Origin of the sequence: Legionella geestiana (assembly GCF_004571195.1) — a bacterium.
Lineage (GTDB): Bacteria > Pseudomonadota > Gammaproteobacteria > Legionellales > Legionellaceae > Legionella_B > Legionella_B geestiana.
The window spans coordinates 1,824,715-1,851,093 of sequence record NZ_CP038271.1 but is presented as its reverse complement, the minus strand read 5'-3'; the positions used below and the strand labels follow the sequence as shown (position 1 = coordinate 1,851,093).

The window sequence follows — 26,379 nt, the reverse complement described above, 5'->3', positions numbered from 1 at the left end:
TTGATTTTTGGCTTGTTCGGGTGCGCTTTGACGATTGTCATTCGTGCGAAGGCAGAGAACCATACACAATGCGGCATTCAATCAATCTGTAAGATGGATTCCCGCCTTCGCGCTGAGGAATCCCGACATATTTTTGTACAACGGGCATGCGGGTTCCGAACCATGCGTTGGCACCGTGCAACCTCCTGAATGGGTCCCCGCCTGCGCGGGGAAGACAGTGTGGGAGAGATTTTGGCCACTCTACAGGCCTGAAACCCTGTCATTCCCGCGAAGGCGGGAATCCATCCCTGTATTGGCACTGTGCCTTTTCAGGGATAGTTCCCTGCCTCCCACGCTGAGGAATCCCGACATATTTTTGTACAACGAGCATGCGGGTTCCGAACCATGCGTTGGCACCGTGCAACCTCCTGAATGGGTCCCCGCCTGCGCGGGGAAGACAGTGTGGGAGAGATTTTGGCCTCTGCACACACCCCGAATCCTGTCATTCCCGCGCAGGCGGGAATCCATCCCTGTATTGGCACTGTGCCTTTTCAGGGATAGTTCCCTGCCTCCCACGCTGAGGAATCCCGACATATTTTTGTACAACGAGCATGCGGGTTCCGAACCATGCGTTGGCACCGTGCAACCTCCTGAATGGGTCCCCGCCTGCGCGGGGAAGACAGTGTGGGAGAGATTTTGGCCTCTGCACACACCCCGAATCCTGTCATTCCCGCGCAGGCGGGAACCCATCCCTGTATTGGCACTGTGCTTTTTCAGGGATAGTTCCCTGCCTCCCGCGCCGGGTGATCCCGATTCTTTTTTTGCGAAAAATAACGTGATCACGGATTTGTAAGCACTTCAAGTTCTCAGTAACTCATCAAAGCCTTGTCTGAGCTGGTTGAAACTGGCCCGCTGTACAAAAATATGTCGGGATTCCTCAGCGCCTTCGCGGGAATGACACGTGTGCGAATGCCAAAACCTACGTTGTATAACGTCAGTATCCGTTAGGGCGGCGTTGTTCCGTGATGGATGTTGCGTGCACTTTCCAGGTGAATTTTTCGAAAAAACGCATGGATAATGGGGGTAAAAACCAGCGCCATGATGGCGATGAATATCAGCCCTGAAAAGAGCGCATAACAACCGGCAAAAATTTTGCCGCCGGTGCTCATCATGGTGGCGGCAGGTCCCATGCCTGAGAGAATCATGGAGGCATTCAAAAAGGCGTCCGTCCAGCTCATCACCTCATAATGGTGATACCCCATGATGCCAATCAGGAGAGCAGCCGCTATCAACAGCAGGCCAATACACGCATTTCCCAGAAGATGACGAAACATTCCCTGTCTCCTTGTCTCTTTCTCAGAACGATTGATGATAGTGCGGGCTTAAGGCATGTACGCTTTCAATCATGGCTTCGACATGCTCAACCGGCACATCGGGTGTAACGCCGTGGCCAAGGTTAAAAATATGCCCCTCTCCCTGACCAAAATCCTTAAGCACACGCTCCACCTGCGTGCGGATACAGTCAGGAGACGTTAACAAAATGGCTGGATTAAGGTTCCCCTGCAATACCACTTCACTGCCAACGCGTCTTCGCGCCTCAGACAGTGGCAGCGTCCAGTCGATACCCAGCGCATTACAGCCGGTTTGTGCCTGCCGTTCGAGACTCTGGTGAGCGCCTTTTGAAAAAAGCGTAACCGGTACCTCGGGATGGCGCTCTTTTAAAGCCTCGACAATGCGCTGCATATACGCGCAGGAGAACTGCACGTAATCCTCCGGCGAGAGTATGCCGCCCCAGGTATCAAACACCATCAGCGCATTGGCGCCGGCTTCCACCTGTCTACTGAGATAATCCGTTACCGCCTCGGCGAGCGTCTGCAGAAGCAGGTGCGCAGAACGTGGCTCGCGATAAAGCAGGCTTTGTGCGTGGCGAAAATCCTTGCTGCTCCCACCCTCAAGCATGTAGCAGGCAAGCGTCCACGGGCTGCCCGCAAAGCCAATAAGCGGAATGCCTTCAGGCAGCGCGCGGCGAATGTGGCGCACGGCGTCCATGACATATTCAAGTGTTTCAGGTGCCGGTACACGCAGTTTTTCAATCGCCTCAAGGCTCTTTAACGGACGCTCAAAACAGGGGCCTTCGCCTTCGACAAAATGCAGCCCAAGCCCCATGGCATCGGGGATGGTTAAAATATCAGAAAATAAGATTGCCGCATCCAGCGCGAAACGGCGAAACGGCTGAAGCGTGACTTCGCAGGCGAGTTCCGGCGTTTTGCACAGTGACATAAAATCACCTGCCTGTGCACGGGTGGCACGGTACTCAGGCAGATAGCGCCCAGCCTGGCGCATCATCCACACCGGCGTACGGGCAACGGGTTCGCGCTTTAGCGCGCGCATAAAAACAGATTCGTTAACCGTACTCATGATGCTCCTCGGGGCTTAATGCAGTCGGTTATTGTAGCCTGGGCGGCGAGTCCCGGGAAGAGCACTGTGCCAGAGCGGCTAATTCCGAAGCTTTGTGCCATAAAGCCTGTCTCCGGCGTCACCAAGCCCTGGCAGGATATACCCGTGATCGTTAAGACGCTCTTCAATCGAGGCGGTATAAACGGTGACATCGGGGTGCTCTCCATGAAACGCCGCCAAGCCTTCAGGTGAAGCCAGAAGGCAAAGAAAACGAATGGATTTCGGATTGACTTCCTTCAAGCGGCTGACCGCGGCAATCGCGGTGTGTCCAGTGGCAAGCATGGGGTCAACCACAATCACATCGCGGTCTTCAAGGTGTTCTGGCAACTTGAAATAATACTCCACCGCCATCAGCGTTTTAGGGTCGCGATACAGACCAATATGCCCGACACGCGCTGAGGGAATGAGCTGCAGCATCCCTTCAAGCAGACCGTTACCGGCACGCAGAATGGAAACAAAGGCAATTTTTTTACCCTGCAGAACCGGCGCCTTCATCGTGGCGAGCGGGGTTTCGATGATTTCATAGTGTAACGGTAAATCGCGCGTAACCTCATAGGTCAGCAGCAGGCTGATCTCGTGCAGGAGCGTGCGAAACTTGCCACTGCTGGTTTCTTTGAGACGCATCAGGGTCAGTTTGTGCGCTATCAATGGGTGGTTGATTTCCACAACCTGCGAATTCGTCATATTAACTCCAGTCTATTAGAAAAGGGTTCCATCACTGATAACCTGCAGGGGCGGCGTGCCATCGGGGCGCATCTGACGTGCAATGCGCCGCCCGGCCTCCCAGGTCCCCCCCTGCAATACCGCCGGCAGTGGCAGTTCATCCGATGTTTTACCAAGCACTTCGCGCACGCTTTCAGCCACCTCATCAAGAAGTGCGACCGTCAGCGCACGCCACTCCACCACCAGTTCATCCTCTGGGCAATAGACGCGGGCTTGAGCTGCTTTATCCCGAAGCGTTAACAGTCCAGTGTCGAGAAACAGGCCACCGTTTCGGTATTCAGCAAGCCCCGTCAGGCACTCGGTATCCAGCACGGTAATGTGTGCGTGTTCGAGCGCTTCAACCATCGTCCCCGTCAGCCATTGCGTCAGTTTGTGAAAAGGGACAAACGCACTGAGCGGGTCGGCACTTTGAAGGGCTTTATGGGTCCAGACATCCCCGAGGGACTCTCCTGCATACTGAAGGCGCGCCGGCCAAATGGGAGCGAGGGCATCAAGCAGAGTGCGAAAAAGTACCTTTACCGACAACCTGCCCGTATCCGCTTTCTCTGACAAAACGTCAAAAAGCCCACCAGCGCGCCCGCCGCTTCCGAAATATTCAGGTGCCGCCTCTATGCGCGCGCCAAGACGCCTTAACAGTGCGGCGCGTCCTTCAAGCCCCGTGAGCGGGTTCGTGTCACTCACCTGAAACACCTCTGCAAGCGTATTAGCATCAAGGGCCTGCAGGGCTTTCGCATCCGCCTGCAGCACCAAGCCGGGCTCGCTGCTCAAATGGCCACTTTTGAAAAGTTTCAGTGCGGCAAGCGCCAGTCCTTCCGAACGGGAATAGCGCATGCCAGACTCTGCTTCCATGAACGACCAGTCCTTGCCGGCACCAGCATCGAGTAACACACTGATAAGGGCGATTTCTGTGAGCATCCTTCCACGATCGCGGGCCGACATCCCGGCGCAAAGGGGGGCAATGCGGTCAATACCCGCCATCTCAAAATGCCGCCAGCGCGTATGCGGTGGAACTTCAAGCGTCGGATAGCGCGTTTTGGTGACTTCCGCTACAAAAAGCGCGGTCGGCAGGCGTTTTTCATCGTGGTACTCAAAATGTGCAAGTGCCCCTTCCCGCGCGAGCGCCAGCATGGCATGTGCACGCCTGCGCACCGTTTCAAGGTGTTTAAGCGGTTCGGTTTCGGTATGGACATTATTCATGGAGATTGCGTCCTTTGGGTTTGGCAAGCTCCTCATTCCCCGGCACCCCTTCCGGTGAAAAATAGCCGGCCGCGCGTTTGGCGTCCATCTCCACCCTGGCATCAGACGGAATCAGTTCATCGGGAATGCCGACCCGTTCACGCACCTCAATCCCTCCGCGTAACAGCGCGTCATACTTCATGTTGGACATCGAAACAAAACGGTGAATGCGGGTAATGCCGAGCCAGTGAAGCACATCTGAAGACAACTCCTGAAAACGCATGTCCTGCACGCCGGCCACACACTCCGTGCGCTCAAAATAGTGCGCCGCCGTATCACCGCCCTGCTGGCGTTTGCGGGCGTTATACACGAGAAACTTCGTCACTTCGCCAAGCGCACGCCCTTCCTTGCGGTTATAGACAATCAGTCCGCAGCCGCCGCGCTGTGCCGATTCCACACAAAGCTCAATCCCATGGGTCAGATAGGGTCTGCAGGTACAGATGTCGGAGCCAAAAACGTCAGAACCGTTGCATTCATCGTGAATCCGGCAGGACAGTTCGATATCGGGGTTATGAATGGTAGAGACATCCCCAAAGAAATAGAGTGTCATGCCACCAATGGGAGGAAGAAAAACCTCCAGATCTGGACGCGTTACGAGCTCAGGAAACATGCCCGCGGTCTGTTCAAAAAGAATGCGGCGCAAATCCGCCTCCTCAACCCCAAAACGCTCGGCAATGCCCGGGAGATGCCATACCGGCTCAATGGCGGCCTTGGTAACCACAACATCCCCCGATGCCTGAAGAATATGCCCGTCCGGTTTCAGTCGCCCCTTTTGCAGCGCATCCTTAAGCTCAGGAATATTGATGTGCGCCTTTGTTACGGCAATGCTTGGGCGGATGTCAAAGCCCGCGTTTATGTCATCGGCAAAAACCTGCGCCACCATGTGTCCGAAAGGGTCAAGTGACACGATTTTACCGGGCATGCTCCATTGCGGATGCGGACCAATCTGTACGGGTGGCGTTGTATTGGTTAAGTCGGGTTTATGATCAGGATTCAGTACGCCCGCCGCAACCGCCAGTGCACGATAGACAGAATAGGCACCGTAGTGCGTACCAACGGCATTCCGATGTTTCGGGTTGGTCAGCGATGCAATCACCGGCCCCCGCGCCAAAGGCGTGCTTTCACCCCAGTGTATGGGCCGGGGCGCCACCGCATGCTGTGACGGGTGGGAGGTCAGCACAATATGTCCTTTGTATTTTCGCTTTACATCATCTTTGTTATCCATGCGCATCCTCTCCATAGTCCTGAGCCCATGGTAGCGCAAATTTTACGGGGATTCAGCAGTTCTCTTGCGGGCTCAAAAAAATAGCCTGCATTATGGTATGCTCTGCCCATATTGAAAGGAGACATCATGGACACTATTGAAATTAACGGTCTTGCCGTATCCACGCGTATTGGCGTACATGCATGGGAGCAGCGCATCCTGCAGCCTCTATTGATTGATATCTGCATGCACACAACGCTTAATAACCTTGGGGATGATATTGCACGCACCGTTGATTACGCGGCAGTCGCTGAAACTGTCACTGAAACACTCGCGAAGGGCACGTATCATCTGATTGAAACGGTTGCTGAAACGGTGGTCGAGTGCGTGCGGCGTGTGGCAGGCGATATCCGGGTCGTTGTTGCGGTCAGCAAACCCACAGCCATCAGAAATGCGCGGGATGTTCGGGTTTGCATTGACCGTTAGACTTAAGCATCAGCGCGGCGCACCATGCCGCGGACTTTTTCCGTCTGAAAAGCGGCATTCTGTGCGCGCATGGCTAAATCGCGGCTGGCATAGGGGCCGATTACAACACGAAACCAGGTGACATTCTGCTGTGTCACACCGGTCACGCTGGCCTGCATGCCACGAAGCGTCAGCGAAGCCTTGAGGCGTTCAGCATCCTGGCGGTTACGAAATGCAGCGAGCTGCACCACATACGTTCCGGAAGCGGCAGCAGGTGCTACAGGCGGCGGCACTACGGGGCGGCTCTCGACCACAGGCACCTGGCGCGCGGGCGCTGGAGACACTTTAGCCACTTCAAGGGCAATGGGGGCTGCAGGTTTTGGAGCTGCCTGAACAGGTACCTGCGGCTGCGGTGTCGGAGCGGGCCTTGATGGTGAGGACGATGATGCGGGCACCCTGGGCAGCACCGTCTGTCCACGCGCCAGCAGCGTATAAAATTCGAATTTAGGTTTGGGTGCTGCGGTGGCTCTCGCTTCATGCATCACCGGCTGGGGCGCGTCATGCAGCAGCTGTTTATTCACCCAGCCACTGAGACTTGCCACATCAAATACGGTTGCCGTCAGATAGCCACCAAGAAAAGCCGCAAGCCAGCCAAAAAAGCGGCCAGGTGCGCTGGCGGTCCGCCTTGCGGGTTTTCTTCTGTCATAATCCCTTGCCATTACATACTCTCTGGCGCCGATACACCGGTTATGGTTAATCCATTGTGCAACACCTGCTGAACCGCTTTCAACAGGCACAGACGCGCGGCACGCAGCGTCTCGTCCTCACAGAGGAGCGTGACGGCATTGTAACAGGAGTGCAGGCCATTCGCGAGTTCGCGCAGGTAATACACCAGCTGATGCGGTTCACAGGAACGTGCAGCTTCTTCAATCACTTCGGGATAACGTCCAAGCAGCGTGAGGAGGGTCGCTTCCTGTGGCTCGGTCAAACGCTCAAGGTTTGCAAGCCCGAGAGTGTCACTGTGCGAGAGTCCGCGTTCTTTAAGCTGGCGCAGCACACTGCAGATACGGGCATGCGCGTACTGAATATAATACACAGGATTATCATTAGACTCGGATTTGGCGAGGTCAAGGTCAAAGTCCATGTGCTGTTCGGGTTTACGCATCACATAAAAAAAGCGCGCCGCGTCATTCCCGACTTCTTCGCGCAGCTCGCGAAGGGTCACAAACGAGCCGCTGCGGGTTGACATCTGCACACGCGCACCATCACGGTAGAGAATGGCAAACTGAACGAGCAGCACGTCAAGGGCCGAAGCATCTTTACCGAGCGCCGTTACGGCAGCACGGATACGCGTGAGGTAGCCATGGTGGTCAGCACCAAACACATCAATAACGCGGTCAAATCCGCGGTTGTATTTGTTCCAGTGATACGCGACATCGGAGGCGAAATAGGTGGTTACGCCATTGGCACGCACCAGAACGCGGTCTTTTTCATCGCCAAAATCGGTCGCTTTGAACCAGAGCGCGCCCTCGGATTCATAGGTGTGACCTCCAGCAACCAGCGCCTGAATGCCCTGCTCAATGGAACCGTCTTCTTCGAGCGACTGCTCGGAAAACCAGGTGTCATAATGAACCCCGAAGCCCTCAAGATCATCCCGGATATCTCCAAGAACACTGTTTAAGGCGCTCGCGTGAAAACCTGCAAACCCAGCAGAGCCTAAAAGTTCGCGCGCGCGCGTTATCATCGCATCGATATAAAGCTCCCGGTCGCCGCCTTCAGGTTCATCGGGCGGGAGAGTGGCTGATACATCCGCCCATGGACGCACCCAGACATCCCCTTCGCGGGCATGCACGTCACGGGCGATATCAATGACATAATCCCCTCGGTAGCCGTTGGCAGGAAAGACCACGGGCTCACCGCAAAACTCGAGGTATCGCAGCCAGACACTGACAGCGAGAATGTTCATCTGGCGGCCGGCATCATTGACATAATATTCACGCGAGACATCAAAGCCCGCCACTGAAAGCAGGTTCGCAAGCGTCGCTCCAAAAGCCGCCCCCCGACCATGCCCCACGTGCAGCGGACCGGTGGGGTTGGCCGATACATACTCAATAAGAACCCGCTGCCCCTGTCCGAGACGACTGTGCCCGAACGCCTCGCCTTCGCGCAGCACGCGCGCCACCACCTGTGCACTTGCGCCCTTTCGCAGGAAGAAATTGATAAAACCGGGGCCTGCGATTTCCACACGCAACACATCAGGGTGTATCGGCAGATTATCAATCAGCAGTTGCGCGAGTTCACGTGGTGGCCTGCCACAGGGTTTGGCGAGCACCATGGCCACATTAGTCGCAAAGTCGCCATGCCCTTCATCACGGGCGTGTTCAACGCGAGCAACGTCCAGCGACAGTGACGCGGGAAGGCTGCCTGCCTGCTGCAGGGACGAAAGGGCTTCTGACAGAATCTGCTCGACAATGTGCTTCATGGTGTTTTTTCACTCAATCAAAAGGCGCTATTATGCGCCTTTTTTGTCAACGAGGGAATTTTATCAGCGGCTGAATTCTTCAAACGCTTCAAGCGCCTCAGCCGCATACATTAAAGACGGACCACCGCCCATGTAAACCGCCATCCCGAGTGTTTCAAGGAGCTCTTCCCGCTTTGTCTGCAGTTTAACAAGCGCCTGGGAATGAAACCCGATGCAGCCGGGGCAGCGGTTGGCTACGGCAAGTGCCATGGCTATGAGTTCCTTGGTCTTTTTATCAAGCGCGCCGTCTTTAGTGGCGGCCTGGGACAATGCGGAAAATCCGGCCATGACTTCGGGCATTTCTTTTCGCATTTTGCCAAGCTGCGTGCTGATGTCCTGTGTAATCTGGGTAAACTTTCCTGACATGTTTCTCTCCGTTATAAATGGCGCTTCACTATACCGCGGGTACCTTCAAGAGGCAAACAGCTCGCGCAGGAAGTAAACAAGCCCCGCCAGTGAGCGCCGCTCTGCCGCCTCGCTGTAGACCGTCCCCATCTCTTCATTGTGTGCGAGCGGGTTCATGAACGAATGGCGTGTGTTCCCATACATGTGCATCTGCCAGTCAGCACCTGCTTCGGTCATTTCCTCGCAAAACGCAACAACATCCTCTGGGCGTACCATAGGGTCGTCATAGCCGTGGAAGGCAAGTACTTTTGCCGTTATCGGGCGCACCGGCAGGTTTTGAGGTTTATGGAGCAGGCCATGGAAGCTGACGACACCCGCCACATCCGCACTGCTTCGCGCTAAATCAAGCGCACACAATCCGCCAAAACAAAAGCCGATAACAGCGATGCGCTCTGCATCGACAAAAGGCAGTTCACGCACGGCTCGAAGACTTGCCTGCATGCGTGCTGTCAAAAGTGCTCGGTCGTTTAACAGCGGCTGCATGAGTGCCATTTTATCTTCCACGGCCTCAGCCGTTTGCCCCTCGCCATACATGTCAAGCGCAAAACCCACAAAGCCGAGTGCCGCAAGCTGTTCGGCTTTTTCGCGCGCGAAATCATTTCGCCCGCTCCAGTCGTGGGCAATCAGCACGGCCGGAAGTTTTTCTTCATCGACTGTAGGAAAATGGGCGACGTGCGCGCGCAGGGTTTTGGTATCGTGCTCATAAGTGTGCTCAAAGCTTTGCATAAGGTGCTCCGTAAATGGCGTCCGTTGATTCTGGCATTCGCGCGAAAAATGTCAATAAACTGGATAATATGCATTCTATTTGCATATAATTAAAACATAAAAATCATTTAGAAAATAAAATGACCGGACACATTGCCTGCCTGAGTTTTATGGGAACAGCCCAACACCGTGAGAAAAACATGGACACGATTAACATGTTCCATGAGAGCATGGGGACTGCGGCAGTGCTCGGTAAAAGGCTTTTTGACGGCCCTGGCTCCACACCACTCACTCCGAACAGTGAGCACCCAACTCCCGGAACCTATGTGTACGATGCTGGAAAAAACACAAAAATCGTTAATCCCGCTGCTGCCGAGTCGCTTCGAAACACGCTCCAGGCCATTGACGGACAACTTACCGGAGATGGGGTTGATAACCTGCTGCTTGAAGCGACACTTTACATCGAAAAACTGAAACAGGATAACCCAGGCCTTGATACCGTCAATCTTCAGGGTTTCAGCCGAGGGGCCGATGCGTGCGTGCGCATGGCCAATGTCCTGAATCGACTGTATCCTGAACTGAAGGTCAATCTTTTTCTCATAGACCCCGTTCCAGGCCCCGGGCGACGCGATGATCCTGATTCATGGCATATTCCTCCGAACGTCAACAGAATGGAGGCGGCACTCATGCTGCATGAGTACCGTCCTGGATTTGACCCGCAGCATGCCGGACGCTATGTCATTGCCAATCCTGAAACAACGCGCGTGACCATGATGCCATGGTATGGCAAGCACAGTGCGGGCATGCAGCTTGATGAGCGTGAACAGCTCAATCAGGCACCAAAATTAATCATGGCGCGTTATCTTGATTTTTGCCGGGAAACAGGGTCTATCGGCAAGGAGGTTACACCGACAATCTGCCGCCTGAATCGCAAGGGGATTTATGAGGCCGTCAGCCATCCGGAAAACCTCCTTCCTAAAACACCCGAAGAACGACTGCAGCTCTATAATGAAATGCGAGAAAATGAATGGGTGTATGCCCGTGGAAAGCGTTTAAACCCCCGTACCGTACTTGCGCAGCATGGCGATTATGTCAAGGACCCGGAACTGTTTGTGAATCAGGAGCATCGGGGACTTTTCAAGGAACATTATCCAAAGACTTTTTCATGGTTTTTTGAGGGTAATCACAAAAAAGCAACTGAAGAAGAGGTGCGAAAAGAACTGCATCACCTTGAGGCGGGGTACCGAGACAGGTTTCTGCGCCATTTTTCAAAACACCCGGATCCTGAGAATCAGCCGCATTTGCCCCCACCCCGGGGTATTGCAGGTGGGGGAGATCCTGTTCCCATTGGCATGCCACAAAACGCCAGTGATTTTGAGCGACTGCGCCAGAACCTGCAGTCAAAAGTAAATGCATACCATTATCACTGCAAGGATAAAACGCCGGAAAATGACCGCGCCTTCGCGAAAATTTCTAATTCGCTTAATGCCGTTCGCACACAAACACCGGTAGAGGGCCTCCGAACGCTTGAGAACTGCATGAAAGAAATTAACGGACCCGAATTATTGGGCGCACGATATTTCAGGACCACGCCGATTGCTCGAAAAACCCACGCCCAGGAACTGGCCGAAAAGCTCGAGGGGTATATGAAGAGCAACCGCTTCTGGAGCGGCGTCGGCAGTGTGCTTAACTCCATTGGCCTTCCCTGCCCGGCATTTATCTCGCCTGAAAAAGAAGCCATTGCAAAAACACTTGCCAAGGAAGCGCGAGGGCTCGATTACAACAATAAGGGAGATGACCCGCAAGCGCTGCAAAAATTACTTCAGGGAGGGGGCGCACGCCTGAAAGCACTCTATGAAGACCATCCGGAGCTTGGGATTTTTAAAAGCCGCATCGACCGTATCTTAAGTGAGAGCCATTCAAAGCTTCATGCCACCCAGAAACTTCCTGAGCCAACTGCTGGCTCAACCCCTCAATTCATGGCAAACTAAGAATATCTTATCCCTGCCAGCATGCCCATGAAAACGGTCTTCGCCCTGCTTATCCTGCTTCTCTTAGGCCTGCAGTATAAACTGTGGTTTGGCGATGGCAACGTGCGGGAATGTCTCGCCCTTGAAGAGCGCCTTGACGTGCTTGAGGCAGAAAATGAGCGACAGGCCGCGAGAAATCGTGCGGCAGAAGCGGATATTCTCGAGCTGAAACGCGGCGAGCAGGCGCTTGAAGAACAGGCTCGCAGCGAGCTTGGGATGATTCAGGAAGGCGAGAGCTATTTTCAGTTTGTAGACTGAGGCTTAAACAATCACTTATCATGCATCCATTCCTGGGCTTATCAGTCCGGGCTCCGATACCACACTTTCAAGACACAAAGCTGGGCTGAGTGCCGCGAAGCCCGGCATCGGGTATCGCCGTTGGCCGGATTTTTTTCGCGCATCCTGTCCCGCGCTTATCAGCGCAGGCTACGGCTTTGTGCTAATTATTTACAATTTTGCGGTGGGCTGGGCTGAGTGCCGCGAAGCCCGGCATCGGGTATCGCCGTTGGCCGGATTTTTTTCGCGCATCCTGTCCCGCGCTTATCAGCGCAGGCTACGGCATTGTGCTGATTATTTACAATTGTGCGGTAGGCTGGGCTGAGCATGGCGAAGCCCGGCATCGGGTATCCCCAAAGGCCGGATGTCTTTTTCACGCATCCTAATCCCGCGCTTATCAGAGCAGGCTACGGCGTGATGTGTACACAACCTGTTGCCACAAGGCCCAATGAATCATTGCTGCTATTTCACGCAAGCGCGTCTTTTTCCTCGAGCGAAATCACCCGCGCTTCATTTTCAAGCATCACCGGAATGCCATCACGCACCGGATAGGCAAGGCGGTCGAAGCGGCAAATCAGCTCATCCTTCTTCAGCAAAAGACGCCCTTTACATAAAGGGCAGACCAGTAATTCCAGTAAACGTTTATCCATTTTTTGCTCCATGAGTCACGTTGTCACGAATATAAACGGGCAGGGCTTCAGCCGCACTGACAGGCATAACCTCTCCCTCTCGAACACGCGCAATCAATAATTCAGCATCGGGCCGCCTTGAGCACTCGGACAGAATACGTGCTCGCAACGCGGGCGCGAGCGCGTCACGGTAGGGCTCAAACCCAAACCCCACGACTTCAAGTGGCATCTCTCCCGCGACGTTAATGTTTTCTGCATTGGAAACCTGCTCCCTGAAGGCCTGCTGCGGCAAACCCGCAACCGCCCAGTAAAGCTGATTCATGCGCGCATCAAGCAGCACCAGTGTTGGAGTGTCCACACAACCTGCCATGGCACGGAGCGTACTCACCGGATAAAGCGGAACATCTGCGGCAAATGCGAGCCCCTTTGCGACTGCGCAGGCAATGCGAATCCCGGTAAAACTGCCAGGGCCTTGACCAAATACAATCCCATCAAGCGTCTCAAGACGCATGTCCGCCTCCTGCAGCAGGCGCTCCACCATCGGCAGCAGAAAGCGGGCATGCTCAGCGACCCCCTCTCGGGTATCAACATAACACGCGCCCCCGCAGGTGAGCGCTACTGAGGCGCAGGACGTCGAGGTTTCAATCGCAAGCAGTTTCATTCTGTGACAACACCACTTCGTTAATAAAACGCAACACCCTTGCCGCATCCCGGGTTTTGGGCATGTCGGGAAGGCTGTCAAAAATAAGCCGACCGTAGTCGCGGGCGGCAAGACGGGGGTCGGCAATGACGAGCACGCCTCTGTCCGTTACATCACGAATCAGGCGCCCCACCCCTTGTTTGAGGGCAATGATGGCCTCCGGCAACGCCAGTGTATCAAACGGTGACAGATTCTGCGCCCGAACGCGCGCCATTTTTCCGCGCATCACGGGACACGCGGGACTTGCAAACGGCAATTTGTCGATGATAACACAGGAAAGCGCCTCTCCGCGCACATCAACGCCTTCCCAGAAGGTTGCGGTTCCTAAAAGTACCGCATTGCCATACGCACGAAAACGTTCAAGTAAAATGGGCTTAGACTCTTCCCCCTGCACCAGAAGCGGCAGTTTCAGGCGGGTTCGCAGGATGGCTGCCGCTTCTGACAGAGCGCGGTGGCTCGTGAAAAGATAAAAACTGCGCCCGGAAAGCGCTTCAACGAGCGGCAGCGTTCGCTCCACAAGCCGCTCGCCAAAGGTACGGTGCTTTGGGTCTGGCAGCGCACGCGGCAAATAGAGCATCGCCTGTGACTGATAATCAAAAGGACTCGGATACACACCGGTTTTTACCTGCTGCATTCCCATCTTATGAAGAAAATTCTCAAAATTGCCGGAAACGGCAAGGGTTGCCGAGGTAAAGACAAAGGCCGCATGAAAACGCGAGAACGTCTCCTGAATGCCCCTTGCACCACAGGCGGCAGTCGCATGCAGCACCACCGACTCCCGCAGACGCTCCACCCAGCGAATCGCGTCATTATCAGGTGCGAGAAAGCGCGAAAGTGTGGCCTGCAAGGCCTCAAGACGCTCGCGCGTGCGCAAAAAACCCGGAGCATCCTCGCCACCTGCCTCAGACATACAGGCGTGCATGCGCTCGAGTATGTCCTTTAAGAGCTGAAGACTTTCTGACACCCCATTTCTTTTTAAGGCCTCTTGAAAATCGATTTTTTCCTCACCCTGTCGGAGCGCATCCTGCAGGGCATCCACGGTGTCTAGAAGTTCTGTTTTAAGCGCCTGCAGCGGATGATTGGGCGCATCCAGCACCGGCCATTCCCGGAGAATATCGTCAAAAAGCCCTCGCACCTGACGCGTACCAAGACGCTCTCCCTGAAAGTGGCTCGCCACCTCCGGAAGCTGGTGCGCCTCATCAAAAATAATGGCCGAAGCGCCTGGCAAAAGTTCGCCAAAACCACCCGCGCGCAGTTCGGCATCGGCAAAAAAGAGGTGATGATTGATGACCACCACATCTGCTTTCAACGCACGCCGACGCGCCTTCACAAGAAAACAGTCATTAAAATGCGGACATTCGCTGCCAAGGCAGTTTTCTGTGGTAGAGGTGACCCAGGGCCAGACCGGTGAATCCTCAGCGATTTCAGGTAACTCACCACGCTCTCCCACCACAAGGCGCGCCACCTGTTCGCTCACAAAAGCAACTTCAGAAGCGACATTACGGCTGCCAAAACGCCCGGAACTTTTGTGAAGTGCAATGCGATACAGACAAAGATAATTGGCACGCCCCTTTAGATTTTGCACGCTGGAACTCATCCCGAGCGCCCGCAGCAGCAGGGGCAAATCTTTGGAAAAGAGCTGGTCCTGCAGGGTTTTGGTAGCGGTGGAAATAACGGTCTTTTGACCGCTCAGCAAAGCCGGAACCAGATAGGCAAAGGTCTTGCCGGTGCCAGTTCCGGCTTCAGCAACAAGGGTATCCTGCTTCTCGATGGACTCTGCCACCGCGAGCGCCAGTGCTTTCTGGCCGGGGCGCGCTACGAAACCGGGAATGGCTGTTGAGAGCCTGCCGTTTTCCGCAAAGAGGCGCTCACAATCTTCGGTAAGCGTCTCGAGCGAGGGCGTTACTCGTCCCACGTCTTTTGCAGGTGTTCAAGCTTGCCGGCAACGCCTTCCCAGGATTTTGCGTCTGCGGGAGATTCTTTTTTTGCGGTGATGTTCGGCCAGGTGGCTGAAAGTTCGGCGTTCAGCGTCAGAAAAACCTGTTCCGAATCACTGAGGTCATCCTGCGATTTAATGGCCTCCACCGGACACTCCGGCTCGCACAGGGCGCAGTCAATGCACTCATCCGGATGAATGACCAGAAAATTCGGCCCTTCATAGAAACAGTCTACCGGACAGACCTCGACACAATCCATGTACTTGCAGCGAATGCAGTTTTCGGTGACGACAAAAGTCATGAACACTCCGAGAAAATTACGTTTTGCAAATAGTAGCGCGAAATCACGAGACTGTCATCAGACACCTGCCTCATGTACAATGGCGGTTTTACCCGGAATTTTGCCATGTCCTCTCTGGAACGCGCTATTCTCGATGCCCTTGACGCCAACGGTGAATCCGTTGCCGCAAACCGCGCCTACCTTGAATTCACCAAAGCGAACTTTATCATCCCCATTCGCCGTGAAAGCGCACCGGATGCCCCAGAAGTCCTTTTTCTCACGGAAAACAACGAACACTTTCTGCCGGTATTTACCTCCATGGAGTATCTGGACGCATGGGCGATAGAAATTGCAGCAGAGATTTCTATCCTGCGCCTGAGTGGTGTGGATTTGTTAAAAGGGATTGGGGACCAGGTGCATGTGTGCCTGGACCCCAGTACCCCGCATGGGAAGGTGTTCAGCCCCGCGGAAATCGCGCGCATGAAAGGCATAGTACTGAAATTTTTTCAAGCTTAGGCGACCAGTTCAAATACCTGGTACCCAAGTACGGCCAGCGCCACAATTTCACCAGTATATTTAAGGATGGTGCCGGCAATGCCGGTTCCAAAACCGCCGAAAGTTTCCTCGTTGGCAGCCTCAGCACCCTCTGCGTGCGCATCAATGCCATCGAGCGCATACAGGGGCTCTTCCCCGTAGAAGCCTGCCCACCAGCCTTCCTGCCAGTGCGCGTGCTCAACGGTATCTGCCTCGTAGGGATTATCTTCTTCCCGGACATCCCCCATGCCTGCCTCATACCCATCACGGTAGCAGTCTTCCAGTGCCGGGTGTTCAATGTGAAAGCGCAAACGCACATCCGGCAACACATTCATTCCAGTATTCATGATTGGTTCTCCCCTCACCTTCCCCCCGTGACGCCCTGCGGCACGAGTGAGTAGTGTGTGTTTTAATTTTACTTTCAGGCTCTGTTTCAATGCCTGTTTGCCCAATAATTTACACATTTTTGACAATTTTCAGACATCCGTGATTGCCATTAAGGATGTTTCAGTTGTCTTCATGCATTTATCGTACCTGGGTGATAAAAAAGGCGGGAAAAGTGTTTTTTTCGGGGGATTTTTGCCGGACTTTACAGCTCGGCCTGTTAAAACTCATAAACATCAGAAGGCTATGTACGGGACAAAAAATCGTTGTCTTCCCAGAGCTCATGCTGGAGTTAGCCCCGTGCCGGCACATGGATGGGTTCCCGCCTGCGCGGGAATGACAGGATTCGGGGTGTGTGCAGAGGCCAAAATCTCTCTCACACTGTCTTCCCCGCGCAGGCGGGGACCCATTCGGGATATGGCACGGAGCCAACGCATGGAACGATTAAGCCTGATCACGGTACAAAAATACATGTGAATCCCCCGGCGCGGAAAAAATGTCCCGCACACAGATCAGAAGATTAAATCAGGTCGTTCACGGAGCCAGTCGGCGTACGTTCCACTCTCCGCGCTCACGAAAATAAAATAACCGGTCGTGCAGGCGGTTATCACGTCCCTGCCAGAACTCCATCTCATCCGGCAATACCATATAACCCCCCCAGTGACTTGGGCGTACCACCGGCTCCTGACCATACTGTGCTATCAGGTCGTTCAGGGCATGTTCCAATACCGCTCTGTCAACAATTTCGCGGCTTTGCGGCGAGGCAAGCGCTCCGAGCTGACTCTTTTGCGGACGCGAGGCAAAGTAGGCGTCAGAACGCGCGGCGGTTGTGCGTTTTACGCGCCCGCGCACACGAATCTGACGCGCTTTTTCAGCCCAGTAAAAATTGAGAGCGACATACGGATTATCCTGAATCTGCATGGCCTTTGTGCTCTGGTAATTGGTAAAAAAGACAAATGCGTCTTCTTCGACCCCTTTCAGCAGAACCACACGGGAGTCCGGGTAGCCTTTTGCATCGACCGTGGAGAGCACCATGGCGGTGGGATCATTACGCTCAACGGCGAGGGCATCTTCAAACCAGCGCTTAAAAAGCGCGATGGGATTCTTGCCAGCCTCTTGTTCATCAAGGCTTAAAAGGCCATATTCGCGCCGAATATCACCAAGACTTTTCCAATTCCCCATGTTGCGGCTCCTGAAACTTTCAAAGTGCTCACTATAGCACTCGCCCCGCCCCTTGCGGCAAGTGGAGATGGCAGATTTTGTCAGAAGCCCAGGGGCGTGTCCCAGGGCGTGTCCTAATTCAGGCTGCCACGCGAGCGCAGGAGTTCTCGCACGGCCGCCGGCAGAAAGGACTGGGCTTTTTCGGTAATGGCCGCCTCGTGTTTTTGCCACCACAGCCCAAGAGTAATAATGCCAAATCCCATTAGGGTTAAGATAACCGGAAACCAGATGCTGTCGGCAAACACCATGGAGGCGAGATGCTGCAGATAAAACATCGCCCCCAGCGCGCCAAACACGACAAATACCCGACGCACGAGTACCACACCCGCACCAATAAGCAAAAGGTTAATGCAAAAATACAGGAATTTTGACCACTCCCCGCTCGAATCCTGCAGGCTGAGGCCGGTCCAGAACGTTAGTACGCCAAAAAGATACAGCCAGAACGCGTAATCACCGCTCGCGCGCGAACGAATATCGACATATAGCGCGATAAAGAGCATGCCAAGCCCAAACCAGAGCGAGACGTTTGCGGCAAGCTCGATGGATGGCGTGCCACCTGAGAGCATGGAAACCACATCCATGGAAAAATACCAGAGCGTAAAACTGATGGGCATCACCATAAAAGGATAACGCCAAAAAAAAGCCAGTACACATCCCACCGCCAGCGTGCCAAGCTCGAGGAAAATCCAGTGCCATTGAATCACGGAATAGTATTCACGGTAGGTGCTGTCATCGGGCCACCATCCCATGCCTTTTTGCAGGCCGTAGATGGCAAGCGGGGTCAGGGCCACGACAAATGTAGCGGCAATACCGGCCGGTATGACTTCCCCCATGCGCCGAAACCGCGCCGCCAGTAAAAGCCCCGCGACCCCGTAGAGCATCGCAAGAAAAAAAATGCCAAACCCGCCAAAAAGCTCCCAGCCAAGATTCATAAAAAGCGTCATGGCACCTATGGCAAGCATTCCCCCGAGATAGTAGAGGACGTTGGTGAGATTAAAGGCCACACCGGCTTCGGGTTGACTCGCGAGAAAATCGGCAAGCTTTAGTGCCTGTTTTTCATCGAGAATTCCGGCATCGACCGCGCGCTTTAACACAGTACGCGTAATTTTCATTCCTGGCTCCCCCCGTTCCTTTTTCTCAGTATAGGCCTTGTTGGCAAACTTCAGGAGGTGGTGCTATGTTGAAAAGACGGCATTGCACCAGGAGAACATATGCATCCCCTTGTTGAGTGCACAGGCTATCTGGCGTCCATCCTTGTTTTTGCAACGTTTTGCACGCGTGACATTCTGACGTTGCGCCTGCTCGCTGTCGGCAGTAACGCGGCGTTTATCACCTATGCGGCAACGAGCCACCTGATGCCCATTCTGGCGCTGCACGCGCTGCTCCTGCCACTTAATCTTTACCGTATCTGTGAACTCCGGCAGGCACGAAAAGGCGCAAATCCTAAGGAGAAGCATCCATACGCGCCAAAGCCCACGCGCTCACTCCATGAAGTGCAGGGGGCTTATCATGGCCTTCGACCAGCACCGCTGCATACGGGGCAGACAGCCCCTGTAGTGCGTAAAGCTAAATCTTCACAGCGAGCACTCTGTTAGATGCGCAAGCTGGTTGCGTATTTTATCAGCCAGCGAGGCAACGTGGGGCAATTCCAGCATGGTCAGGTGATCGCCCGCAACCCGCTGCAGCGTCAGCCTTTCGCCAAAAAGCGCCCCCCAGCCATTGTCGGCACTGTCAACCGGCAAAAACTCAGGCCAGATGCTCTCGGCCTTGAAAAGCGTGGCACCAAATGCTGCCGGCTCAGGCGCATAATCAAGCAGCAGCTGTCGCCGTCTCGCCTCACGTGCCAGAAGCTGCGTACGCTCGCTGTCGGCCATTTCGATATGACGGTTGGCGCGCACTTCAAGAAGCTCATGGGTAGACGCCGTCATGATGGCATCGGGATAACGCACCCAGCCGTCAAAAAGTCCCAGAAACATCACCTTTCGCCCCAGGGCCTCGAGCTGTCGCGCCATTTCAAAAGCGACCGTTGCGCCAAAAGACGCGCCGCCAAGCAGTACTTCCCGCCCCGTGTGCACCTTGCAGAGTGCCTCAACGTAGTAAGATGCCATGTCTTCCATGGATAAAAAGACAAGATCCTTGCCGTGATGGCTTTGGTCCTGTATCCCTATTACACCGCAACATCCGGCAAGCCGCATCGCCAGTGGTTTGTAGACAAACACGGTTCCGCCTGCAGGATGCACCAGAAACAGCGGCAATGCCCCAGTGCGCGGGGAGAGATTCACGAGGGGTGAACCCTCATGGCAGAGAGAGGCCCTGCCTTTTTTGGCCTCGGCACACAATGCATATACATGACGCGCAAATCGTTCAAAGGTGGAATGCTCAAAGAGCGAGGTTAAACCCGGTGCGATACCAAAACGTGTCCTGACCTCGGCAATCAGTCGCACGGCTGACAACGAATCCCCGCCGAGCGCAAAAAAATCCATATCGCGGGACAACACGGCTCCATTAAAGAGCGACTGCCAGATAGCCCAGAGCTCATCCTGCAACGTCTTTTTACCCGGGAGCGATGGCACCACTGCTCGGCGGCGCTCACCTATCTGGCGGATGGTGCGTAAATCAATTTTTTCATTTTCCTGCAGTGGAATGGCATCCACAAAAAAGATTTCTGAGGGCACCATGTACAGTGGCAGATGCGCTGAAAGAAAGGCGCGTACTGCGTCAGTGGTCAGCACCTTGCCATCTGTCACCAGACAGGCAGCAAGGTGTCGCTCACCTGTTGCCTCTTCTACCCAGGCCACCGCCTGACGAATGTGAGGCATGCTCAAAAGTGCGGTTTCGACTTCCGACAGTTCAATGCGAAATCCGTGCAGCTTAATCTGGTGGTCTTCCCGCCCTGCAAACTGTAGACTGCCACAGGGAAGCCAGCTGGCGACATCGCCGGTTCGATAGACCCGCCCTGCTCCCGGAAAGCGCGAGGGCTCAAGAAAACGTGCGCGTGTCAGGTCTTCGCGAAACAGATATCCGCGCGTAACCTGCGCCCCGCCAATGCAAAGCTCTCCTTTCATGCCCACCGGGCACAGGTTCTGATGGCGGTCCAGCACGAGACAGATGCTGTTGTGTCCTGGCCTGCCAATCGGCACCTGCGCATCGACAGCAAGGCTTGCCGCCTCCACCCGGTATGCCGTTACTGAAACCGTGGCTTCTGTTGGACCATACTCGTTGAAAACCTGGTGCTCAGGACATAGAGCGAGCCATTTTCGCACATCATTGGCACGCACGATGTCAGCGCCGAGCAGCAGGCAGCGAAGCGAGTCAAGCTTTTTGATGTCTTCAGGATATTCGAGCATCAACTCAAGATAACCAGGAGTCGCTTCCACGTGTGTCACCTGATGCGCATGCAGATGCTGCAGATAGCGGCGTGGGTTTGCTTTAACCGATTCATCACAAAGCGCGATGGTACCACCTGCCAGCAGCGGTGCGATGGAGCAGGGTACGGAAAGGTCAAAGGCAATGGATGAGGAAAAATCGATGATGCCATCTTCATCAAACGCCGTAGAATTAAGAAACCAGTCGCAATAATTTAAAATATTGCCTATCGTTACCATCACGCCTTTGGGCACGCCGGAGGTTCCTGAGGTAAATACAACAGCGGCAAGCGTGTCAGGAGATACTGCATCAACGAAGGCAGGAACTGGCATTTGGGGAATGTCGGCCCACCCTTCATCGACCAGAAAAACAGTATCAGGAAGCGTGTCTTCTGATAAAGACGCCAGTTTTTGCGAAAGCGCCTCGGAGGTAAAGAGGTATTTCAGGCGTGCCGCTTTCATCAGAGAGGCCGTTTTTGGCAGTGGAAACTTTGTCTCAAGCGGCACATACCAGCAGCCGGCGCGCAAAATTCCAAAAAGTACTGCAAGAAAAGCCGGGCTGCGCCCAAGGTAGATGCCGACCCCGCTCCCCGGTGTCACGCCGGCATTTTCAAGCGTTTGTGCGACCTTAAACGAGGCTGTCAGAAGTTCCTCATAAGTCATCGAGCACGCTCCCTGACACAGGGCAGTACGCTTTGGACTTCGGCGCGCCACAGCTTCAAAACGCGCAAAAAGTGAGAGCGAGTCTTGCTTGCGGACAGCACCCCGCCCCCACTGCTCAAGCAGCAGATTCTGCTCAAGTGCTGAGAGAAAACAAAAGTCAGCCGCAAGCGCATGCGGGTTATGGGCGAATCCGTCAAAAAGGTTTGCCAGATGAAACGGCAGATGGTGAAGAAACTCTTGAAAAATGCCCTGCGTTGCCTGCAGATTAAGCCGATGCGTTACCCGGATTTCGCGCGCCTTTTTATCAAGCGAAAAGTGCAGCAGCGCGCTTTCCGGTGTCACTGCCTGTCCCTCACAGTCCAGCAGCAACAGCGGCTCTGTACAGGCCTTTGCGAGCAGTGGATAACGGACTGCCACATCCTGGCAGAAGGTTTGATGCGCCTGCAGCGACTTCAGCAGGCTGTCGGTATATTCAAGCATGCCCTCAAGTGTCAGCGATGCGTCAGGCGCAACGACCAGAGGCAGGTGCCTCGCGAAAAAATCACCCGAAGCCTCCCTTTCCTCAGAGAAAGGGAGCGCAATGTGCACCGTGGTTTTTTCATGATTGTTTAAACGAAACAGATAAAGCAGTACCGCCGCGCTGAACATCCGTGCCGATGGCTCATCCTGCGGCAGATGCGCAGAAAAATTTCGAAGCGGCAGGACGAGGGTCTGAGGCGTCTCAACCACGGACGCTTTGGTAAACATGCCATGCGTGCTGCTCTCCTGCAGGCGTGCCACCCACCAGGGTTCATGGCGCGCAATCATCGGAAACGTCAGCGCAATGGCCGCAAGCATGGAGGCAGAGGGCGATGGCAGACGCACACCTGCGGCGAGTCCATGACGCACGAGCAGCGTATCTGCGGAAACCGGCGTTCCGTCCATGGCAAAAAAACCACCAATATCAACTTCTGCGTCTTTCAGGCGTACGCGCAGCCCCTTGCGGTCATGGCCCAGCAGCGTGCCGGGCAGAACCTTATTCGCGGGAGTTTCCGGCAATATTGTGAATTCAGTGACGCTGTAGCAGGTTTTACCGATGCCAAGACGCAGGGTACCCACAGTGTTAGGATAGTGCCCAAACTGCAGCGCACGAAAAAGCCGCGAAATCTGCACCGCACTCTGGCGCCTCCAGTCGATAAACCCCAGATTAGGCAGGGGTGTGCGCCGACCGTACCATGTACGCTCTTGAAGGTTCTGCGGGTGGGGATGCGCCTCGCCCTTTTCGAGCATGCTCAAGAGGGTTTCAAAAGAACGTATGGCCGCCTCATAACACAAGAGATTCAGCATGACCGCAGTCGCGTTTTCAGGAATGGTGAAGCGCTGCTGGCAAAGAATATCGCCGCCATCCACGCGATCGCAGGCCTTGTGCCATGTCACGCCGTGAACCGTTTCCCCCTCCAGAATCGCCCAGCTCGTGGCATTGAGTCCCGCGAATTTTGGGAGCAGCGAGTCATGATAATTGATAACGCCAAAACGCGGCAGTGCGAGTATCGAGGGCGGCAGAATACGGCTGTTCACGATACTGAAAATATAATCGAGAGCAGGGATGGAATTCTTTTCGACATCCTCTAGAATAGTCGTGCACGGAATGCCATGGTCGCGTGCGAACGCATGCACCTTTCTGCATGAGGAAACCACCATGACGATGCAGTGCCCGCCGGCCAGAAGCCGGTTTGCGCACTGGATTAACAGGCTGTCTTCTCCTGTCAGACAACATGACAAACGCATGAAGGTCATCTCCCTGGATTGAATACGGTCCCACGGGGTTCACAATGCCAGGCCTGTTGCCGCGATACATGCTGGCATAAGGCGTTCACGCTGCAAGCGGTCACATCGTTACGCAAACGCTGTGACTTGTCTAACCCGGGTCTGATGGCAACTGGTGATGCACCTGCATATCCGCCGACCCCTGATTTTACCGGAATGACTGCAGAAATGAACAAGCTTCGCGATTCAGGCACTGATGGTAACCATTTGCATGCCGCACCTCAATATCCCGTCCTCGAATTTTTGCTTAATCAGCGCAGCGATGTCCTTTTTGTGGTAAATCACGCGCTCTGCATCGATTTTTTTAACCCGCATGCAGAATCGCTGTTTCAAGTTTCAGCCTCACAGGTTACCGGTATGCCCTTCGTGCAATTTTGCAAAGCGCACCACCTGCCGGATTTTCTGACGCCCCTTTATGCGCGCATGCAGAATGATGCGGTCATTCACGATATTCCGCTGACGGTTCACGGCAAGTCCACCGCGTGGACCATTTATCAGCTGCCAGGCACGCAGACCCCCTCATGGCTGCTCAGCACAAACGTTCAGACCAGCACTACCCCACAGGATGAGCGGATTCACCTTGAAACCCTCATCGAAAACATGCCCTGCAACGTTTACTGGATGGATGTCGACTGCCGGATGCTTGGCTGTAACCGCAACGTTCTCAGCATGCTTAACATGAGCTTTGAAGATTTTCGCGGCAAAACCTATGAAGAACTTGCCGTCATCTGCAACTGGCCCGAAGGGCTTGCCGAGAAACTCAAAAATGACGACCTGAAAGTATTACAAACGGGGCTGCCCATGTTTGGCGTGGAAGACCCTCCTATCCCGCATGCTGATAACCATACGCTAAACCTTCTGACGAGCCGGGTGCCCCTTCGTAACCAGAATGGCGAGCTTGCGGGGGTCGCCGGTATTTCGGTCGATATTTCCGAGCTGAAGCGCGCACGCGAAATGGCAGAAGCCGCCAACCAGTCCAAGGCAGAGTTCATCGCCAACATGAGCCACGATTTACGCACGCCCTTAAGCGGCGTAGTCGGCATGTCAAAAATTCTTGAAGAACAGCTGCAAAAGCACGAAAACCGGCAATATGCGCGCTGGATTAATGAAAGCGGTGAGCAGCTGCTGGCCCTTCTCAACACCATCATGGAGGTTGTCTCAGCGCAGCATGTCAACGAGAATGACCTGCGCCTCAGCATGATTGACATCCGCCAGCTCGTGCACGGAATTGCGAGCCTCGAATTGCCATCGATTCGTTTAAAGCACCTTGATTTACAGATTGATATCGACAAGAATGTTCCCCAGTGTATTATTACGGACGCCACAAAGCTGCACCGCATTCTGCTCAATTTGTGCGGGAATGCCATTAAGTTTACAGACAATGGCTATGTCGCGCTCAGCGTTCAGCTCATTGAGCGCCGTGAAAAAGAAGCCGTGCTTGAGTTTGCGATAGAAGACTCCGGCATTGGCATTGCAGCCGACATTCAGGAAAAGGTGTTTGACCGCTTTTTCCGTGCCCGGGAATCGTTTCGCGGCAGCCAGCCAGGACACGGCGTGGGTCTGCACATTGTACGTACATATGTGGAGCTGCTGGGAAGCAGTATTCAGTTATACAGTGAGCCAGGAACCGGCTCGCGCTTTTCGTTTATATTGACAGTGGAGGTCAGGCAGGACATGGAACAGGCACAGCATACTCTGCCGGAAGGGGTATCCCCCATGGTAATGGAGCCGGTCTGGACACCGGCAAGCGCCCATGAGGCCCCTCATATTCTCCTTATTGAGGATAACCTTATTGCTCTGCGCCTTGTAGAAACCCTCACGCGTCAGGCAGGCTGTCGCCACACCTCGGTGCTGGATGCAGAAAGTGCGCTCAATCTGCTCGCGCACGAGTCTTTCGACCTGATTCTCACTGACATTGGCCTGCCGGGAATGTCTGGCATCGAATTAACGGCACGCATTCGCGAAGCCGAACGCGCGAGCAAGGCACCGTCGGTTCCCATCATCGCCCTTTCCGCGCATGTGGACGCGCATTCAGAAGCCGATTGCCTCCATGCCGGTATCAATGCCATTTTACAAAAACCGGCGCGTCTGCCGGCACTGAAGGCCATGATTCGCCAGTTTATTCCGTCAGCCGATTTCAGCGAGCAGGAACCGGCCATACCGGCCCCGGACTTTGGGCTGGATGCCTTTCCTCTTTTTGATGCGATTGAAGCCATGGACATGGCCGGTGGCGAGGGCGCACTTCGCGAGTTGCTGCCCCTGATGCTTGAGCAGTCGCTGCCAGATGATGAAAAAGCGCTGCGTGAAGCGAGTGAGCGCCAGGACTGGGTGCAGATTCGGGCGCACGCGCACCGCTTAAAATCGACCGCGCTCTATTGCGGCGCACGCCGTCTGGCCGAAGCCTGCCTGCGTACGGAACAACTCGCGGCCAATCCGCCCAAAGACGCAAGCCTTCTCGATACACGGCTTTTTCAGGTGTTGCAGGATACACAGGCGCGTATTCGTGAATGGCTGGTGGAGTGAGCGGTATCGGGATGTTAGAAGTGAGTTGCACTCGCGATAAAAAAAGCGAATACTAAATCCTTAATTGCTGTCGTCATAGGTAAGACGACGCGATTCAACCGGATACATGCAAGGAGCAATCATGGCCATAACCTGCAACATTGACAAATCCGAACGCACCAACCGCATGGTGATTGGTGCCCTGATGATTATTGCCGCACTGCTTGGTGCCGGATGGCGTTTTTTGCTGATTCTTGGCATCGTGATGGTGGTTGAAGGCGCAATTGGCTGGTGCTCGATTCCCATTATCATGGCAAAACTGCGCGAAAAAATGGGCGGCGGCTCTAAAGAATAACG

24 protein-coding genes are annotated in these 26,379 nt (G+C 54.5%); 7 read left to right on the top strand and 17 right to left on the bottom strand.

The genetic code is table 11. The features are described from left to right. Window positions 1–983: 983 nt before the first annotated feature. The 5 genes from E4T54_RS08275 to E4T54_RS08255 form a co-directional block, all read right to left on the bottom strand. Complete coding sequence (locus E4T54_RS08275; RefSeq protein ID WP_051550943.1) at window positions 984–1,313, bottom strand: hypothetical protein; 330 nt, start codon at window positions 1,311–1,313, stop codon at window positions 984–986. A gap of 22 nt (window positions 1,314–1,335) precedes the next feature. Then, the gene (gene hemE, locus E4T54_RS08270) at window positions 1,336–2,397 is read right to left on the bottom strand and encodes a uroporphyrinogen decarboxylase (protein ID WP_028386681.1); all 1,062 of its coding nucleotides are present in this window, start codon (window positions 2,395–2,397) and stop codon (window positions 1,336–1,338) included. Window positions 2,398–2,475: 78 nt separating this feature from the next. Next, window positions 2,476–3,120 carry a uracil phosphoribosyltransferase gene (gene upp, locus E4T54_RS08265; protein WP_028386680.1) on the bottom strand — a complete coding sequence of 215 codons (645 nt, stop codon included), beginning with the start codon at window positions 3,118–3,120 and terminating at the stop codon, window positions 2,476–2,478. Window positions 3,121–3,135: 15 nt separating this feature from the next. After that, entirely contained in the window at window positions 3,136–4,356 is a 1,221-nt protein-coding gene (locus E4T54_RS08260) for a DUF1688 family protein (protein ID WP_028386679.1), read from the bottom strand. Next, entirely contained in the window at window positions 4,349–5,620 is a 1,272-nt protein-coding gene (locus tag E4T54_RS08255; RefSeq protein WP_035902627.1) for a GTP cyclohydrolase II, read from the bottom strand. Before E4T54_RS08255 ends, E4T54_RS08260 begins: the two co-directional genes overlap by 8 nt. Before the next feature lie 126 nt (window positions 5,621–5,746). On the opposite strand from E4T54_RS08255, the gene E4T54_RS08250 reads away from it, so the two are divergent. Continuing rightward, window positions 5,747–6,085 carry a dihydroneopterin aldolase gene (locus E4T54_RS08250; protein WP_028386677.1) on the top strand — a complete coding sequence of 113 codons (339 nt, stop codon included), beginning with the start codon at window positions 5,747–5,749 and terminating at the stop codon, window positions 6,083–6,085. Between the two features lie 2 nt (window positions 6,086–6,087). On the opposite strand, the gene E4T54_RS08245 is transcribed toward E4T54_RS08250, so the two are convergent. From E4T54_RS08245 to E4T54_RS08230, 4 genes are all read right to left on the bottom strand, one after another. Further along, window positions 6,088–6,783 (bottom strand): SPOR domain-containing protein, encoded by a 696-nt coding sequence (locus E4T54_RS08245; RefSeq protein ID WP_028386676.1) that lies wholly within the window; start codon window positions 6,781–6,783, stop codon window positions 6,088–6,090. Continuing rightward, on the bottom strand, window positions 6,783–8,546 hold the full coding sequence (gene argS / locus E4T54_RS08240) for an arginine--tRNA ligase (protein ID WP_028386675.1): 1,764 nt from the start codon (window positions 8,544–8,546) through the stop codon (window positions 6,783–6,785). Before argS ends, E4T54_RS08245 begins: the two co-directional genes overlap by 1 nt. A gap of 63 nt (window positions 8,547–8,609) precedes the next feature. Next, the gene (locus E4T54_RS08235; protein ID WP_028386674.1) at window positions 8,610–8,951 is read right to left on the bottom strand and encodes a carboxymuconolactone decarboxylase family protein; all 342 of its coding nucleotides are present in this window, start codon (window positions 8,949–8,951) and stop codon (window positions 8,610–8,612) included. A 45-nt stretch (window positions 8,952–8,996) separates the two neighbouring features. Beyond that, on the bottom strand, window positions 8,997–9,716 hold the full coding sequence (locus tag E4T54_RS08230; RefSeq protein ID WP_028386673.1) for a dienelactone hydrolase family protein: 720 nt from the start codon (window positions 9,714–9,716) through the stop codon (window positions 8,997–8,999). A gap of 119 nt (window positions 9,717–9,835) precedes the next feature. Here E4T54_RS08230 and E4T54_RS08225 point away from each other — a divergent pair, with 119 nt between their 5' ends. Both E4T54_RS08225 and E4T54_RS08220 read left to right on the top strand, forming a co-directional pair. Next, window positions 9,836–11,686 carry a DUF5621 domain-containing protein gene (locus E4T54_RS08225; protein ID WP_028386672.1) on the top strand — a complete coding sequence of 617 codons (1,851 nt, stop codon included), beginning with the start codon at window positions 9,836–9,838 and terminating at the stop codon, window positions 11,684–11,686. Between the two features lie 27 nt (window positions 11,687–11,713). Continuing rightward, entirely contained in the window at window positions 11,714–11,983 is a 270-nt protein-coding gene (locus tag E4T54_RS08220; RefSeq protein ID WP_028386671.1) for a septum formation initiator family protein, read from the top strand. A 485-nt stretch (window positions 11,984–12,468) separates the two neighbouring features. Here the strand turns inward: E4T54_RS08220 and E4T54_RS08215 are convergent, their stop codons facing one another. The 4 genes from E4T54_RS08215 to fdxA are packed head-to-tail and all read right to left on the bottom strand — an operon-like array spanning window position 12,469 to window position 15,568. After that, window positions 12,469–12,651: a Trm112 family protein gene (locus E4T54_RS08215; protein WP_028386669.1), complete on the bottom strand. Its 183-nt coding sequence runs from the start codon at window positions 12,649–12,651 to the stop codon at window positions 12,469–12,471. Beyond that, window positions 12,644–13,291 carry a tRNA (adenosine(37)-N6)-threonylcarbamoyltransferase complex dimerization subunit type 1 TsaB gene (gene tsaB / locus E4T54_RS08210; protein WP_028386668.1) on the bottom strand — a complete coding sequence of 216 codons (648 nt, stop codon included), beginning with the start codon at window positions 13,289–13,291 and terminating at the stop codon, window positions 12,644–12,646. The genes E4T54_RS08215 and tsaB overlap by 8 nt, the downstream gene beginning before the upstream one ends. After that, window positions 13,272–15,245 (bottom strand): DNA repair helicase YoaA, encoded by a 1,974-nt coding sequence (yoaA, locus tag E4T54_RS08205; RefSeq protein ID WP_028386667.1) that lies wholly within the window; start codon window positions 15,243–15,245, stop codon window positions 13,272–13,274. The genes tsaB and yoaA overlap by 20 nt, the downstream gene beginning before the upstream one ends. Continuing rightward, the gene (fdxA, locus tag E4T54_RS08200; protein ID WP_028386666.1) at window positions 15,233–15,568 is read right to left on the bottom strand and encodes a ferredoxin FdxA; all 336 of its coding nucleotides are present in this window, start codon (window positions 15,566–15,568) and stop codon (window positions 15,233–15,235) included. Before fdxA ends, yoaA begins: the two co-directional genes overlap by 13 nt. 105 nt (window positions 15,569–15,673) lie before the next feature. On the opposite strand from fdxA, the gene E4T54_RS08195 reads away from it, so the two are divergent. Continuing rightward, the gene (locus E4T54_RS08195) at window positions 15,674–16,063 is read left to right on the top strand and encodes an SseB family protein (RefSeq protein WP_028386665.1); all 390 of its coding nucleotides are present in this window, start codon (window positions 15,674–15,676) and stop codon (window positions 16,061–16,063) included. Here the strand turns inward: E4T54_RS08195 and E4T54_RS08190 are convergent. From E4T54_RS08190 to E4T54_RS08180, 3 genes are all read right to left on the bottom strand, one after another. Then, window positions 16,060–16,428, bottom strand: a complete 369-nt coding sequence (locus E4T54_RS08190; protein WP_028386664.1) for a ribosome modulation factor — start codon at window positions 16,426–16,428, stop codon at window positions 16,060–16,062. The two genes, E4T54_RS08195 and E4T54_RS08190, sit on opposite strands and share 4 nt — an antisense overlap. 571 nt (window positions 16,429–16,999) lie before the next feature. Further along, window positions 17,000–17,647 carry a pyridoxamine 5'-phosphate oxidase gene (pdxH, locus tag E4T54_RS08185; RefSeq protein ID WP_028386663.1) on the bottom strand — a complete coding sequence of 216 codons (648 nt, stop codon included), beginning with the start codon at window positions 17,645–17,647 and terminating at the stop codon, window positions 17,000–17,002. Window positions 17,648–17,760: 113 nt separating this feature from the next. Beyond that, a complete protein-coding gene (locus E4T54_RS08180) occupies window positions 17,761–18,798 on the bottom strand; it encodes a hypothetical protein (RefSeq protein WP_028386662.1) in 1,038 nt (345 codons plus the stop codon). 99 nt (window positions 18,799–18,897) lie between these two features. On the opposite strand from E4T54_RS08180, the gene E4T54_RS12095 reads away from it, so the two are divergent. Continuing rightward, window positions 18,898–19,281 (top strand): hypothetical protein, encoded by a 384-nt coding sequence (locus tag E4T54_RS12095; RefSeq protein WP_065230371.1) that lies wholly within the window; start codon window positions 18,898–18,900, stop codon window positions 19,279–19,281. Here the strand turns inward: E4T54_RS12095 and E4T54_RS08170 are convergent. After that, entirely contained in the window at window positions 19,261–23,481 is a 4,221-nt protein-coding gene (locus E4T54_RS08170) for an amino acid adenylation domain-containing protein (protein WP_058387116.1), read from the bottom strand. The two genes, E4T54_RS12095 and E4T54_RS08170, sit on opposite strands and share 21 nt — an antisense overlap. A 144-nt stretch (window positions 23,482–23,625) precedes the next feature. Here E4T54_RS08170 and E4T54_RS08165 point away from each other — a divergent pair, with 144 nt between their 5' ends. Together E4T54_RS08165 and E4T54_RS08160 are read left to right on the top strand one after the other, a co-directional pair. Beyond that, window positions 23,626–26,043, top strand: coding sequence for a PAS domain-containing sensor histidine kinase (locus tag E4T54_RS08165; RefSeq protein WP_051550941.1), 2,418 nt, complete (start codon window positions 23,626–23,628; stop codon window positions 26,041–26,043). Between the two features lie 121 nt (window positions 26,044–26,164). Then, window positions 26,165–26,377 (top strand): YgaP family membrane protein, encoded by a 213-nt coding sequence (locus E4T54_RS08160; RefSeq protein ID WP_035902587.1) that lies wholly within the window; start codon window positions 26,165–26,167, stop codon window positions 26,375–26,377. Window positions 26,378–26,379: the final 2 nt, after the last annotated feature.